Source organism: Collimonas sp. OK242 (assembly GCF_900107095.1).
Taxonomy (GTDB): Bacteria; Pseudomonadota; Gammaproteobacteria; order Burkholderiales; family Burkholderiaceae_D; genus Collimonas.
In genome coordinates this window covers 14627-28439 of record NZ_FNOR01000001.1, presented here as the reverse complement: position 1 = coordinate 28439, position 13813 = coordinate 14627, and the positions used below count along the sequence as shown (strand labels likewise).

Below are 13813 nucleotides of genomic sequence, written 5' to 3'. Positions count from 1 at the left end.
GCTTTGATGTTTCGGTCGTACATTGCATTTTCATGCTTGAATTTGCATCGTCAATTAGCCGGCCTGAACTGCAAATCAACGCTAAAGCGATGCGTCTCTTGATCCGCCATGAACTGCTCCGGAAAGCCGGGGAACGTCGCCCTGCTGACGGTCTTGCGTGCTGCTTCATCGAGTAATGTCGAGTTCGACGATTGTTCAATGCCGCTATCCACCAGGGATCCGTCGCGCCGTAACACGAACCAGATCTTCACCGTCCCCTCGGGCCGCAGCTGGCTCGCCTCACGGCCGCTCGGATAGCGTTTTATCGAATTCAAGTAGCTGCGGATCCGTGCGATGTATTCGCCGTCGACGTTCGGCTTGGCGGCGGCAACCGGCGCCGGTTCAGGCGGCTTTGAAGGTGAGACCGGCTCGGCGGGCGTCGCTGGCGCAGGCGCCGCTGTCGGGCTCGCTACGGGACTCGCTGGCATTGGCGGCTGCGGAGTATGCGCGAGTTCCGACGGTGCTTGCCTTGGCGGCTGTGGCGGCACGGGTGGTTGCGGCCTTTGCGGCGCCGCCGCTTCCTGTTTCGCTTCCGTTTTTGGCGATACAGGTGCCGGCGTCGGCGCCGGCATTTCGACCATTTCCAGCTTGATCGGCTCGTCGTATTTCGGTTTAAGCGGACGCACGCTGCTGATCATCCCGAATAGCAGAAAGACCAGCAGCGAGGCCGAGGGCAAGGCTGCGATCATATTCCTGTTGACATAAAACATGGACATGGCTTACTTCCGTTTTGTCACAAATGAGATTGCTTCAAAACCCTTGCCCTTGAGGGTATCCATCAGATCTATGACATGTTGGAATTCGACCTTTTTATCAGCATTGACGAGCAGCACCAGCTTCTTTTTGGGTTCTTTCGCCTCCATCGATTTCAGGCGTGAAACCAGGCTTTCAGCGGTAACCGCCTGGCCTTCCAGCTGCATTTCGGCAGATGCGGTCAAGGTGATGCGGGCCAGATTCTGGGTCTGCAGATCCTTGGCGGTCGATGACGACGGCAACGCTGTCTTCACGCCCAAGGCCGGGATCACGTTTAAACTCAACAGCACGAAGAAAACCAGCAGGAACATCATGACGTCGATCATCGGGATGATCTCGATGCGGGCCTTGCGGTTTTCCGGCTCTTCCCATTTACGCATAGCGGCAGCTCTCTTTATTTAATTAATTGATTGAATTTCGTAAAACCAGGTACAGCACGAACACGGCGTCCAGCGCCAGCACCGCCGCCGTCACCTTTTGCGGCCGGCGCAGTGCGGCGGCAATCAGCGTGTACGCAAAACAGCCAAACGCCATGCCCACCATCAGGTCGGTGGTGAGAACTGTCACCAAGGTCATCAATAGCGGCGGCAGGCTGGTTTCAAGACGCGACAAGTCGATCTCGCGCAATCCTTCCATCATCAGCAATCCGACCAGCACCAGCACCGGGGCGGTGGCTTGCACCGGAACAATCGTGATCAACGGTGCTAAAAATATGCTCAGTGCAAACAGAGCCGCTACCGTTACTCCCGTCAATCCGGTGCGCCCGCCAGCTTCGACGCCGGCGACCGATTCGACATAGGCGGTGACGGTGGAGGTGCCAACCGCCGCGCCGATCACGCTAGCCAGCGCATCCGAGGCAAACGCTGCCCGCGCGTCCGGCAGATTGCCGGATGCAGTCAACAAGTTGGCGCGCCTGGTTACCCCAAACAGGGTTGCGGTGCCGGCAAAAAATTCCGACAGCAGAAAATAAAGCGTGACCGGCAACAGCAGATAGAATTTCGATAGGAATTCGTGGAAATCGAAGGCGCCAATCAGGTCAGTCTTGAACGCCGGCATGGCGACCAGATGCTCCGGCCACACCGTGAGAACCTTGCCATCGGCGCCGTGTATGAAAGAGCCGGCTACCGTGATGGCGATAATCGACAGCAGCAGCGCGCCCGGAACCCGCCGCCCGACCAGCATCGGGGTGGCCACGATGCCACCCAAGGCCAGCAAGGCTGCATGGTCGCCGAGATTCCCGAGCCCTGCGATAGAGCCCGGAAGCGCCACCACCAGGCCGGCGCTTTTCAATCCCAGATACGCGACAAATGCGCCGATAGAACATTGCATGCCAAGTTTTATCGGCTCTGGAAATGCTGCGACGATGCGTTCGCGCCAGCGCGTCAGCGATAGCGCCAGGAAGATGACGGCATTCAAAAACACCATGGTCAGCCCGGTCTGCCACGACACGCCCATCTGCCCCACCAGTATCTGCGCGAACACGATGTTGGTGCCCATGCCGGGCGCGAGCGCAATCGGCAGATTCGCCCACAGCGCCATGATCAGGGTGCCGACCACCGCCGAGACGACTGTGGCCAGCAGCAAGCCCTGCTTATCCATGCCTGTTGAGGATAAGATCATCGGATTGACGACAACGATGTAACTCATCGCGGCAAAGGTCGTCATGCCGGCGACCATTTCACGGCCGGCAGTGGTACCGCGGTTATGCAGATGAAAAAATCGATCAAGGAGCCGGTGAATTTTCAAAGGTTTCTCGCTCAGGTGAGGATTGATGTAGGGCTTATCGGTCAAAGACTTGCCGGCAAATCGCCGCGCATTTTTCAAGATCGAATTGATCGTCGGTGCGCACGCCAGACTCCATGTCGATCCAGTACGCGACTTGCGACGCTACCGGGAAGGCATCCAGCAGCGCAGCTATGTTGGCGGAGGAAAAACCACCCGAATATCCACACAGAGGATGGTCGGCGTCCAGCGGCGGCCATACTTTTGGCTGAACACCGGTGCCGAAGGACAGGTCGTACAGCCAATCCACGCGCGTATCCGAGGGAAAGTCGCCCTGGCACTGCAGCGCCGCGCGCATGCCGTAGCGTGCGGCGTAGGTATGGCTGTTCCGTATTTCGATATCGCTGCTGCCGAGGAAGCCATGGTTGATCTGAATCCGCGCAAAGCCCGCCAGATCGAGTTCCGGCGATTGTCCCGCCACGATCGCGCGCGCAGCTTCGCCGCATACGTGCGCCGACAGCCGCAAGCCGGAGCAGCGGATGGCTTGCCGCACATCGCCGGTTGGAAATCTTGGCTGACCTTCGCGCGCGTCCTGAAACAAGACTCCCCATTCGACCGGATAACGTGCGGCAAGCGCTTGCATGCCAGGTATCAGGTCGACGCGATCCACTCCTGTGAAAGTAATGAAAGCTGGAGATTTTTTTGCAGACGTCATGAAAATTCCGTTAGTTGGTTAAGTTGAATAAATAAGTTGAATAAAGTAATAGGGTTAGCCATATCAATAATCGAACGATTGATCAGCGGCGGCCAGCAAGGCTGACACCGCCTCGCGATCGGGCAAGCCGGAACGCGCCCCGACTGCTGTCACCGAGATGCATGCGGCGGCACAGGCAAAGCGCGTCGCCTGCATCAGCGAGCGGCCTTCCAGCAACGCTGCGATAAACGCGCCGTTGAAGCAATCGCCGGCGCCGGTGGTATCGACGACTTGCGCTCGGAAGGCGGATTGCTCGACCGTCTGTTTACGACTGACCGCTATGGCGCCGGCGGCCCCGCGCGTCACCACGATCAGCTCAGGGCCGCGCTCAAGCAGTGCGCGGACGTTGGCGGCGGTGAGGGGCTTTTTCACTATCTCGGAGAAACTCTGCTCGTTCATGAACACCAGATCGGACAAAGCCAGCAGTGCATCGAGACGGGCCGGTCCATTCACCATCGCGGTTTCGATGTCGATCGAAACCGCTGTGCCTGTGCCATGCGCCAATTTGCTTAGTTCAAAAAATTCTTCGAGGTCGTAAGGCATCGCATGCACCAAACGGCTGTCGACCAGGGCTTGCGATATGGTTTTCGGATCCAGCACCGGGCCCGGCATGGGCTCATACACCACCGCCTTCTCGCCGCATTTATCCAGCATGATCAGAGCATTGGCTGAAATTTTTCCGGACAGGCTGCGCAGATATGCTGTCGATACGCCGGTGCGTTGAAATTCCGCCCGCAAAAACTCGCCAGCCACATCGTCGCCTGTCCGGCCATAGCTCGCTACGGGTATGCGCAAGCGGCTGGCAGCGCACGCGACGTTGGCGACGGTGCCGCCGGCAAACGAACCGAGCCGCCGTCCGAGGCATTTCTGATCCGCTCTTGGCACGGCGTCAACCGCGATAACCGTATCCAGGTTGGGATCGCCAAATGCCAGCAATCCAAATCGGCGCGCATCGTTGTTTCTCAAGATATTGATCATTGCGCGTGTGCTCTTTCGCCATTCACGGTTTGGGGGCGGGTAAGAAGATCGACAGTCATTTGTTCGAAACGCGGCACATCGATCTCTTGAATCACCAATACCGGCCGTTCGCCGAGATGCGGGCCTTTTCCCAACGCCCAGCTCAGGGTGTTGCCATAACCGGCAGTAAAACTGGTATCGACGTCGACCAGCATGGTTGAGCTTCTTTTCACGATGCCGGGATCGATCCACACCATCGCCGCCAATTCATCCCACATCGGCAGCGGCTGTCCATACTGTCCGATATAGCTTGCGAACGGCGTCTTTCCATTCGCAATCCGAGCCAACAGCTCGGGCCGGAAAAATGTTGCCGTGGTCGGATCAACGGGAATCTGCAACACCTGTTTCCACGGTTCATGCAGTACTATCGAGGCAGCTTCCGGATCCCAGCGCAGATTGAATTCAAGCCGGGTGTTATGCCGATATTCGTCAGCGAATGCATTGGCCGCAGGCACCGGGCGGAAACTCCCCCCCATGAAAACCAGTTCCTTGGCGAGCGAGGAAAATGCGGAATCAAGACGAGCCGCCACGGCCAGGTCGGTTAACGGACCGGCCGCCCAAATCGTCACCTGCCCCGGGAATTCATGCACCTTACGAATCATGAAATCGACGCCGGATTCGGCCGCCGGCTTTATCGTAGCCATTCCCTCAGGGAGGGCCGGAACCGCATAGGGATCGGCATGACGTTTTTTGTCTATCGGCTTCGACCATGCGCCCTTATATGACAGTTCGCCGTACATGCTCTCCCAGCGCTGCGTTTTTTCGGCACTGTTCAGCAACGGCAACACCGTCCCGGCATACACCGGAACCTCGGGACGGCCGGCAATCTCCAATAAACGCAATGTGTGCTGGATGTTTTCGTCGCGCCAGCCATCACCGCTGCCGACCACGATGCCCAGCACCTCGACGTCTGGCGCCTGCAATAGCATCAATATCGATTGCATATTAGTGCCGCCAGGCCCATATGCGTCCTGGCTGATAATCAGCTTGCGCCTGCCGGTATCGGCGTTCGCAGGCAAGGCCAGTATCGCCATCGCAAGCGACGCCATCAGCCAGAGCAATACCCGATCTAAAGTTGTTTTCATCTCCGAACTTTCAAGGTTGATCACCGATGCAAGCACAGGCCGACTTTTCGGCGCATGGACACCTGGCGCATATCGGCAACATCAGCAATATCCATGCCACGATGGTACGAACCACTTATTTTAATAAATATTAAATAACCCATTAGAGCAATATATATAAACATCATAGGCACGAGCAAAGGATACAAGACAAATATGACATTATTATGACTGGTACGAACCATTGTGAATTAATTTCGTACTTGGTGACAATATTTGCGCATGGGCGATCATGACCGCACCATTGCCGGGCATGGTTATGAAAAGAGGGAACGCAGGAGGAAGAGGATGGTCGAACCTGGAAAATGCCGCGGCATTGCCTACATACTTACGCAGCCGTATTTTCCTGGAAAAGACATGATGCAGAGGGTAAAACTACAGCACCCGCGCCGGGCAAGCGCGGCAAGAATTTGTCATCGCGCCTGTTTCGGGATCACTTCAAACGCAAGCAACTGCGTTACCTGCGTCGCGTTGAAGTTATTATCCGAAACCAGCACCAGGCTATTGTGACCGTTGGCCAGCAGCGGTCCCCATGCAATACCTTCCAGATTATCTACATACGGAAGATTGCTTTCATTCAAATTCAGGATCAAACGTTTTTTTGCAGGCTGATAGGCTGCGCCTTGCAATGATGCAATCCGGCTGATATCGCTTGCCTCGCTGACATCCATTTCGTAGATGCGAATATAGAATTTGAATATACCTTCGCTATTTTGAATTCCTGCCCGCTCCAGCATCAGCAATTGGTGGTCGTTGATTGCCAGAATTTCGGACACGCCGTTGTCGGCATATTTACCGGCCGGCGCAAAAGGGATGGCATCGACCGGATAAGCATATTGCCCAAGCAGCTTGCCGCCGCGCGTGTATTTGGTGATGCGCGCCACCGCACCAGACTGCACGCTGGCCAGCGGGCCATCCTGGTACAAGGGGGCTTCCATTCCTACCCACAGGCAGCTGCCGTCCGGCGAAAAGCTCAACCCTTCAAAAGAGAGGTTATCGCGCGGCCCGAGTTCTTGATCCGTCGCGATCCTAAACATCGGCGCTAGCGGCAGCGATGCCAGGTAAGCTCCGTCGCGGCTGGCCTGCTTGACGAAGGGCCCCATCCCCAGCTTGCGATAGCCCTCACTGGAATACCAGATGCTGCTGTCTTGCGGATCGAAACGGATCGACTCGATGTCCGGCACTTCGCCGCCATGACCTCCGCCGAGCCGGGAAAAATCAGCCACGCCGGGATAGAGGCTGCCGTCGGTCTGCCTGAAATAGGTAACGCCAGTCAGGTTGACAGCATGAAAGCCCTCGCTATCATAGTCCAGGCGGGCACTATAAAAGCGCGCCGGATTGACTTCCGAACGGTCATCGCTTTCCATTACCCAGCTATTCGTTCGCGGATCATAGTCAATTCCGGACAAGCCGCCGACAATACTTCCCCTGAATGGATAGTCCAAGGGGATGCGCTGCTCGCCAATGAAGCGCAAACTGGCAACACTGCGGCTGGCAGACGCCTGCTGCAGGTGATCGCCTTCGATGCCGACACAGGCTGCGCAAAGCAACACCAAGGACAGGCACGCGCTTGATGATATATTTTTGATCAGCATGAATATTGCAATCTGAATGTGGGGAAGAGAAGATGTCCGGCAGCTTAAAGGAAATTTCGATTATTGACAATTGGTACGTACCATCATACCATGGGGTGATATGATGAAAATTGACGATACAACAGCGCCAACCCTGCCGCGCTACAAATGGCTGGCCAATATTATTGGCACTACCATCAGCCAGGGCCTGCTCGCTGACAACCAGGCATTGCCTTCCGAGCGCGAACTGGCGGAGCGCTATGAGGTCAGTCGCGATACCGTCCGCAAAGCGGTGCGCTATATGGAGGAGCGCGGCATAATTTACAGCGGACACGGCCGTGGCACTTTTGTGGCGCCGGCCATCGTGCGCGGAACCACACGTTTTATTGACAGCTTTTCGCAAGATGCAAGCAACCGGGGCAGCGTCCCGGGCCAGCGCGTTCTGAGCGTCGAACCGGTTGCTGCATCGATGGCGATTGCAGGCCTGCTGAACGTGAGACCGGGCGATCCCTTGATCCGCGTACATCGGATCCGCCTGATGGACAATGTTCCGGTTGGTTTGCACGACGCCTATTTCGTATTGCCTCCGGGAGCAAAATTGACACTCTCCCAGATCGAGCGAGCCGGCTCCTTATACAAGCTGCTGACTGAAAAATTCGGCTTCACTCCTGCCGAGGCGGTCGAAAATCTCAGTGCCGGCGCCGCCGAGCAGGAGGATGCGCGCTTATTGGGCATCCAGAAAGCTGATCCTTTGCTTATTTGCGAAAGAGTCACCTTGTCGGATCGCCGTGAGCCTATTGAATATTGCTTAATGAAGTATTTATCGAGCTATCGCTATAAAACACGCATCGCAAAACGCAGCGGCGATTGATTTTTCGCTAACTTTCACTCACTCATACCACGACCAAAACCTAGCTTGCCAGCCGGGTACGGCTCGACAGCGCAAAAAAATGTTCTTTCGCGCTATCCAGCGGCGTACCCGGGCCCTCCTCATGAAAGCCGTTGCACCACGCGAAATAGGCCAGTTTCAAGTGCGGCAACAGTGCGGCGCCGGGATTGCGCGCCAACTCCACCGCAGCGAGCAGCGCTTTGGCCGGAATGGTTGCCCGGTATGCGCCGGCCGGCAATGGTTCAGCAATTTCGCTGCGTTCATGCGCAGGCAGCATGCGTTGCGCGAGTTCGGCAGTCTCACCGATATTGCGCGGCACCAGCATATCGAGCGGAGCGACTGCGATCAGATAGTTGGCGGCGCGTAGCGCTTGCTTTTCGGCCTCGCTTCGCATACCGGATGAACCTGGCCTGGCATCCCGGACCGGCGCCCCAAGCAACGCACTTAGAGCTGCCGCGCCGGTGACGCTACCTGCCAGCACACGCGCCAGGTGAAAAGCATCTCCCGTAGCGGCTAGCGGCCTGCACGCCATGATCAGGCTGTGGAGAGCCGCCAGCGCCGCCGCACAGTTGCTGCCGAAAAGCAGATTCAACTTGCGCACGACAAGCTCCAGGTGCAGATGCGGTGCAAGACCCTCGGCGACACCTGCGCTGGATAATTTCTCGAGCCGCACCTGCAACAGAGCGGTCATCTCGCGCACGCTGCCGAGCCGTGCAATGGCGTCGCCCGGGTTGAACAGCGCGGCGATCGTTGCCTCGGCGTCTGTCATGGCAACGATCGCCGCGATCGGGGCAGTCGTTGCCGTGCCAGCTGAGGAACGGTAGCGCGATGAAAAATGTAAGGACATAGCAAACGCCATAAGAAGTTGAGAGTATGGCTTGCAGCTTGACAGTTGCACCCGGCCACTCGTCCTGCCGCAGCGAAACTTCGCACCAGTTTCCGAAGAGGCGCAACGCACAACCCGGCGCTTCGCTATCGAGCATGATTTTTCACAACGGCAAACAGAAATCCCAGCCTGAACAGCAGGATGCCGTCATCGTGCTATAGCCGGAGTGAATGCCGCTTCGGATGCATGACCCAAACTTCGCGGTTACCGACTGCTCCGCATCCCCAAATCCCCTAACCTGTGCACCGGAACACGCGGGCGTACGACGGAATTTCCGACTACCGCCGCATGCGCTGCTTATTTCCGGACATGCGTCGTCGCCGGAATGGCGAAGACGAAACACGCGAAGCAGCATCTGTTCAACACCGTCGCGGCACACATCACCGCACAAATTCAATTTCCAGCCAAGGAGGTATTGCCGCTTTGAAAAAAAGACAGAACATTATCTAACCGCATCGTTAAATGCCGGGCTATGCCTAGCATTCTGGTAATCAATCTAATGGGGAAACATCATGAGCATTTTTTCAAAAATCAAACACGCTTTCGAGAAGGTCGGCCATGACATCGAGCATGTAGCCAAGGCCGCCATCCACGACGTCGAAGGCGTCGTCAAAACGATGGAAAAAGACGTTGAGCACATCTTGCAAGATACGATGAAGATGACAGAAGCGCTGATGGAGGGGCATTTCAAGGAAGCCCTGCAGGATTTCCTGAAAACTACGGACGACGTAGTCAAGGGAGCCGGCGACCTGGTCACGAAGGAAGCCACCCTGGCGATGAGTATGCTTGGCGATTTGCATATATCCAAAGGCCTGGACAAATTCGTCAGCAGCGCTGAAAAAGAGATCAAGACAGTCACCGACGATGTCGAGAAGGGAGTTGACTCGACGGTCAAGACGCTCGCCGATTCCACCGTCGGCATCGCCACCGGTTCGGTTCAGATGCTGAAAGATCTCGCCCATGGAAACATGAAGGCGGCGATGGGCGACATGCTGAAAGTGGGTGAAGACCTGGCAACCGTGGCGGCCGATATGACGCCGGAAGGATTGGCGGTAGACATGGCGAGCCAGGTGATGGTTGCCGCCCATATCGGCAACGCCAAGATCGACGATCTGGTGGCCGGCGCAATGCACGGCAATGTGGGCGAGATGCTGAAAGGCGTCAAACAAACTGTTGAAAGTGAAGTGGTTTCGAAGCTTGGAGAATTCGCGGAATCGAAACTGGCGTCGAATCCAAAAACTGCGGACGCAATTTCGAATGTCCTGCCGTTTGTGGCATTGGCGCCTGATGTCAGCCGCAATCAGAAAAACACGGACAACAATCGCTCCTCGCATCGTCAGCATTCATTCGCATGATCGACAATTGATTCGATGCAGGCTACGCTGCATCAAGACTGCATCGAATAAGCCAAATGCATCCTTCCTGCGAAAGCAGGAAGGATGCATTTTTTTAGCTGCCTGCCATTTCAAAAGACGCCAGCAAAGCCGAACTGCGCTAGCGGGCCACGGAGTACCTGCCTCATCGCTAAAAAAATAAGACCACTCAGTGCGCTCTGTCTTTCTCCGAATCCGTCATGTGAGGTCACATGACTCTGACCTAGATGACTCTGACCTAGATGATTATTAACAGGTTAAAACCCAGGACACTAGCGGACTGAACTGGTCGTAACGTTCGCCGCTGAAGGGCCAGACACGGCAATGATCCGCGGCGTCAACAGGAACAACCGCTGGAAACGCTGGCCCTGGTGGTGTTTGAAACGGAACAGGCCGCCGATCAACGGGATTTTCGACAAACCTGGCACAGCAGTTTCTGCATGGTCATCCTGGTCGACGGAGTATCCGGCAATCAGCAAACTCTCGCCGTTGTTGATCAACGCCTGCGTGTCTATCGTGCTGTTGCTGACAATCGGCAGCGTTCCAACCTGCTGCGTGCTCAGCTGGCCATCCTCGATGTGCACATTGAGATGAATCTGCTCAGTGCTTGAAGTGGGTACGATCATCGGCAATACCCTGAGCGAAACGCCGGCCGATACGCTATACAAGTCCGCCGACTGGTAGCCAGAAACCGGCACATAGAAGGTTTGCTTGTTGTCCATGATTGCCTCGACGTTGTCCAGCGTCTCGACTTTGGGGCTGGCTGTAACGCGCGCCTGATCGCTTTGCTGGAGCGCCGTGACCCGCCCCAGCAAGTAACGCCCGGCGCCGCCGATCACGGCTGTCAGCACGCCGCCTACAGGCGTGGAGAGTATCGGCCCGGTGCTGGTCTGGTTGGCCGGATTGCCGAAACCCTGAGGATTGAGAGAGTCGGGATTGCCGGTCTGGGCCAGGGCGCCGTTGCCGGTCTGCACATCCATGTGGCCGGAATGCAGCCGCCAATCCACGCCTAGCTCTTTCAGCGCATTGTCGGTGATCTCGATGATGGTCGCATCTATTTCAAGAACGCCGGGGCGCTGGTCCAGCGATTCGATCAGTGCTTGAAAAGCCGGCATGTTTTCGGCCCGGTCGCGCACGAAAATCGCATTGCTGCGAGGATCGGCTTCAATCACCGGTGCGGCAGACGCCGCGCCTGGTTCGGCGGTGTTGCCGTCGGCACGGCCAGCCGTGGCGCCGGCGGGAAGCGGTGGAACTTCTGCAGCAGGCTGGCGCGAATTATCGAGCCCTGGCAAGGTCGGCAGCGGCGGCCGCGCGTTAGCGCCGGACGCCAGCGCATTGCTGTTGTTGTTGCCGCTGCTGCGCAGGCTCTTCATGCGGTAGGTATCGCGCGGCGCCGGGGCGGCGTCGCCGGCTGCTCCCTGGCCGCCGCCATTCGCGGAATACAGGCCGCGCAGCAGCGAGGCGACGCCGCGTACTGTCACGCCTTGGCCGTCGATTGTGACGGTGCGGTCGGTGGCCCAGGCATAGCTCAAAGGAAAACGCTGCACGACAATCTTATCGCTAGGGGCCGAGGTTTGATCAATCAAACGGGCAACATCGGACACCAGTTCTACATATCGCGGCGGCCCGGATGCGATCACCAAACCTGTTTCGCCGTCATAGCGGATAGGGAAACGCCGGTCCGCGATGCCAAGGCTGCCCAGCACGCGCCGCATTTCCGTCACATTGCTGTGCTTAAGGCTGATGGTCGCGTTACGGGCCTCGTTGGCGCCGGCGATACTGAGCACCGCGCCGTCGTAATACCAGATGAAGCCGAATGTATTGGCCATCTTGTCCAGGAACTGCTCAGGAGAACTGTCGAAACGGCCTGACACGGAACCGTCGACATGAGAAGAAATCGAGGTCATGATATTTTCGCTGGCGCCAAAATCGCGCAAGACATCCTTCAGGTCCTTATGATCAGCCACGTACTGGAATCTCTGGCTTTTCCAGACCAGCGGCTGAGCCCCGGCGCTGGCCCCCGCCACACATAGAATTACCGGCAATACCCAGGAGATTTGTCGATACAGCGCGCTGCGCTGTCTGCGCAGATATGAAACCGCGCTGTGCGCTTGCCCGCACATCAGAGGAGTGTTTGTCATGAATAGGTATGAGAGAGATGGGCGGCCCGAAAGAGCCGCCTCTGGGTTCAGCCGTAGATGGTTTCGGATGGCGACTCGTTGAATTGCCTTCGATAGCCCTTGGCCAGCGCGGACCGGCTGCTGACACCCCAGCGGCTGGCCGTATCGAAGATCGACGCCCCGGCCCAATCGCCGTCAAGCAAATCATTGCGAACGCCATCCAGCCGCAAGCTGCGGATCACGTTGCTGGGCGAGACGCCGATCGATCGCTTGAACGCCAGCTGCAAGGCGCGCTCGGTGACATCGACATGCGCTGCAACCTCGCGCGTGCTCAGATTTGCCCGATTCAGGTTATCGACAATGTAGCGATATGCGCGCCGGTATTTTGCCGGCAGGCGGGCCGAAACATCGTCGCTAGCCGCCGCCCCGTTGTGCGAGCCGCCGTGCGCCCCGCCGTGTGCTCTATCGAGCGGCCGCACCTCGACCGCCTCCAGGCGCAGGCATCGCAAGGCCTCACTGGCATATTTCGAATAGAACTGCAGCGCCTGAGCTGGATTGCCTCGCCGTACTGCAACTTTCGATGAGGCATACAGATACTCGACATTCCAGCGCCGCGTTCCTGCCTCTCCTTCAGAGCGATTGATCTTGACCAGGACGCGATCCGCAATGTCGTCGAGTCCGCCCGCCAGCGCCGCGAGTATGACGTCGAGTTTGGCAAGGAAACCCTGGCCGGCGCCGCCGAAGCGTTGCGGTTCGTCAATCGCGAAAAAAAGCCGGTCCGCCGCGCTAGCGTCGCCTTGCACCAGGCGATCCAGCAAATTAAGATATTCCCCGCGCTGCACCAGCAACAACGGCATAGGCGACATGACGGCAGTCGCCTCATGCACATGGCGCATGCGCGCAATGCGCTCGCCGGCCGACTGCATGCTGGCGCTGCGCGCCGAAGTCCAGAACGCATGATCGCCCAAGGTCGCGGCGCCGCGGATCTGCAACTGTACGTCGAACTCTCTTGCCAGCAGCGCTACCAATAACCGCCAGCCGGGCTGACGATGGCCGTCGGCCAGTTCTGCCGCACGCACCAGCGCATCATCCGCCGCAGTCTGGTGGCCGATCTGATGCTGGACCAGTGCGATCCCCAGCAAACCTTCCAGCACATCGCTGGCGGTGGCGGCCTCGTCGTTGCACATGCGCGTAAAACATTTCGCGCTGGCGCTGTAGCGATCGCGCAGCATCAGCTGCCAGCCGGTATTCCGGCAAGACATGATGCGCAGCCGGTCGCCATTGGCCCCGAGCAGTTTTTGTGCGCGACGATATGCCTCTTCGGCATCCTCGTCATGGCCCAGCAGCAGCGACGAATCGCCTAGCGCAATCAAGCGCGCAATATCATCAGCCGTGAGATCGCGGCGGCTGCATTCAAGCACGTCGTCGACCTGGCAGTAGGCGCGATCGAAAGCGCTGTCGAGCAACGCGGTCGAATAGGCGGGAAGTTTATCTTGCAGTGAAAGCGCCGAGGTGAGCGCAAAATAGACGGTGGAAAACATGAACGTTACTCCAGTGTAGGT

General features: G+C 57.5%; 12 protein-coding genes. 2 read left to right on the top strand and 10 right to left on the bottom strand.

From position 1 onward, the window contains the following. Positions 1 to 50 precede the first annotated feature (50 nt). The 7 genes from BLV81_RS24355 to BLV81_RS00115 all read right to left on the bottom strand — a co-directional run bounded on the left by BLV81_RS24355 (position 51) and on the right by BLV81_RS00115 (position 7004). The gene (locus tag BLV81_RS24355) at positions 51 to 755 is read right to left on the bottom strand and encodes an energy transducer TonB (protein WP_092351213.1); all 705 of its coding nucleotides are present in this window, start codon (positions 753 to 755) and stop codon (positions 51 to 53) included. A gap of 3 nt (positions 756 to 758) precedes the next feature. Further along, positions 759 to 1172 (bottom strand): ExbD/TolR family protein, encoded by a 414-nt coding sequence (locus tag BLV81_RS00140; protein WP_092351211.1) that lies wholly within the window; start codon positions 1170 to 1172, stop codon positions 759 to 761. A gap of 22 nt (positions 1173 to 1194) precedes the next feature. After that, complete coding sequence (locus tag BLV81_RS00135) at positions 1195 to 2583, bottom strand: NCS2 family permease (protein WP_218134230.1); 1389 nt, start codon at positions 2581 to 2583, stop codon at positions 1195 to 1197. Further along, a complete protein-coding gene (locus BLV81_RS00130; protein WP_092351209.1) occupies positions 2573 to 3229 on the bottom strand; it encodes a hypothetical protein in 657 nt (218 codons plus the stop codon). The genes BLV81_RS00135 and BLV81_RS00130 overlap by 11 nt, the downstream gene beginning before the upstream one ends. Positions 3230 to 3292: 63 nt before the next feature. Next, on the bottom strand, positions 3293 to 4246 hold the full coding sequence (locus BLV81_RS00125) for a carbohydrate kinase family protein (protein WP_092351207.1): 954 nt from the start codon (positions 4244 to 4246) through the stop codon (positions 3293 to 3295). Then, positions 4243 to 5370, bottom strand: coding sequence for a nucleoside hydrolase (locus tag BLV81_RS00120; protein ID WP_218134229.1), 1128 nt, complete (start codon positions 5368 to 5370; stop codon positions 4243 to 4245). The genes BLV81_RS00125 and BLV81_RS00120 overlap by 4 nt, the downstream gene beginning before the upstream one ends. A gap of 452 nt (positions 5371 to 5822) precedes the next feature. Further along, positions 5823 to 7004, bottom strand: coding sequence for an esterase-like activity of phytase family protein (locus tag BLV81_RS00115; protein ID WP_092351206.1), 1182 nt, complete (start codon positions 7002 to 7004; stop codon positions 5823 to 5825). 100 nt (positions 7005 to 7104) lie between these two features. Here BLV81_RS00115 and BLV81_RS00110 point away from each other — a divergent pair, with 100 nt between their 5' ends. Then, positions 7105 to 7854, top strand: coding sequence for a GntR family transcriptional regulator (locus BLV81_RS00110; protein ID WP_092351205.1), 750 nt, complete (start codon positions 7105 to 7107; stop codon positions 7852 to 7854). Positions 7855 to 7894: 40 nt separating this feature from the next. On the opposite strand, the gene BLV81_RS00105 is transcribed toward BLV81_RS00110, so the two are convergent. Next, entirely contained in the window at positions 7895 to 8719 is an 825-nt protein-coding gene (locus BLV81_RS00105) for a hypothetical protein (protein ID WP_143036232.1), read from the bottom strand. Between the two features lie 551 nt (positions 8720 to 9270). Here BLV81_RS00105 and BLV81_RS00100 point away from each other — a divergent pair. Next, positions 9271 to 10113 (top strand): hypothetical protein, encoded by an 843-nt coding sequence (locus BLV81_RS00100; RefSeq protein ID WP_092351201.1) that lies wholly within the window; start codon positions 9271 to 9273, stop codon positions 10111 to 10113. 290 nt (positions 10114 to 10403) lie between these two features. On the opposite strand, the gene sctC is transcribed toward BLV81_RS00100, so the two are convergent. Together sctC and BLV81_RS00090 are read right to left on the bottom strand one after the other, a co-directional pair. After that, on the bottom strand, positions 10404 to 12272 hold the full coding sequence (gene sctC, locus BLV81_RS00095; protein ID WP_255364830.1) for a type III secretion system outer membrane ring subunit SctC: 1869 nt from the start codon (positions 12270 to 12272) through the stop codon (positions 10404 to 10406). Positions 12273 to 12319: 47 nt separating this feature from the next. Further along, complete coding sequence (locus tag BLV81_RS00090; protein ID WP_092351197.1) at positions 12320 to 13792, bottom strand: helix-turn-helix transcriptional regulator; 1473 nt, start codon at positions 13790 to 13792, stop codon at positions 12320 to 12322. Positions 13793 to 13813: the final 21 nt, after the last annotated feature.

Coding starts and splice junctions, on each gene's coding strand:
- BLV81_RS00110 (WP_092351205.1), top strand. CDS start 7,105: ATGATGAAAATTGACGATACAACAGCGCCAACCCTGCCGCGCTACAAA.
- BLV81_RS00120 (WP_218134229.1), bottom strand. CDS start 5,370: ATGAAAACAACTTTAGATCGGGTATTGCTCTGGCTGATGGCGTCGCTT.
- BLV81_RS00125 (WP_092351207.1), bottom strand. CDS start 4,246: ATGATCAATATCTTGAGAAACAACGATGCGCGCCGATTTGGATTGCTG.
- sctC (WP_255364830.1), bottom strand. CDS start 12,272: ATGACAAACACTCCTCTGATGTGCGGGCAAGCGCACAGCGCGGTTTCA.
- BLV81_RS00140 (WP_092351211.1), bottom strand. CDS start 1,172: ATGCGTAAATGGGAAGAGCCGGAAAACCGCAAGGCCCGCATCGAGATC.
- BLV81_RS00100 (WP_092351201.1), top strand. CDS start 9,271: ATGAGCATTTTTTCAAAAATCAAACACGCTTTCGAGAAGGTCGGCCAT.
- BLV81_RS00115 (WP_092351206.1), bottom strand. CDS start 7,004: ATGCTGATCAAAAATATATCATCAAGCGCGTGCCTGTCCTTGGTGTTG.
- BLV81_RS00090 (WP_092351197.1), bottom strand. CDS start 13,792: ATGTTTTCCACCGTCTATTTTGCGCTCACCTCGGCGCTTTCACTGCAA.
- BLV81_RS00105 (WP_143036232.1), bottom strand. CDS start 8,719: ATGTCCTTACATTTTTCATCGCGCTACCGTTCCTCAGCTGGCACGGCA.
- BLV81_RS24355 (WP_092351213.1), bottom strand. CDS start 755: ATGTCCATGTTTTATGTCAACAGGAATATGATCGCAGCCTTGCCCTCG.
- BLV81_RS00130 (WP_092351209.1), bottom strand. CDS start 3,229: ATGACGTCTGCAAAAAAATCTCCAGCTTTCATTACTTTCACAGGAGTG.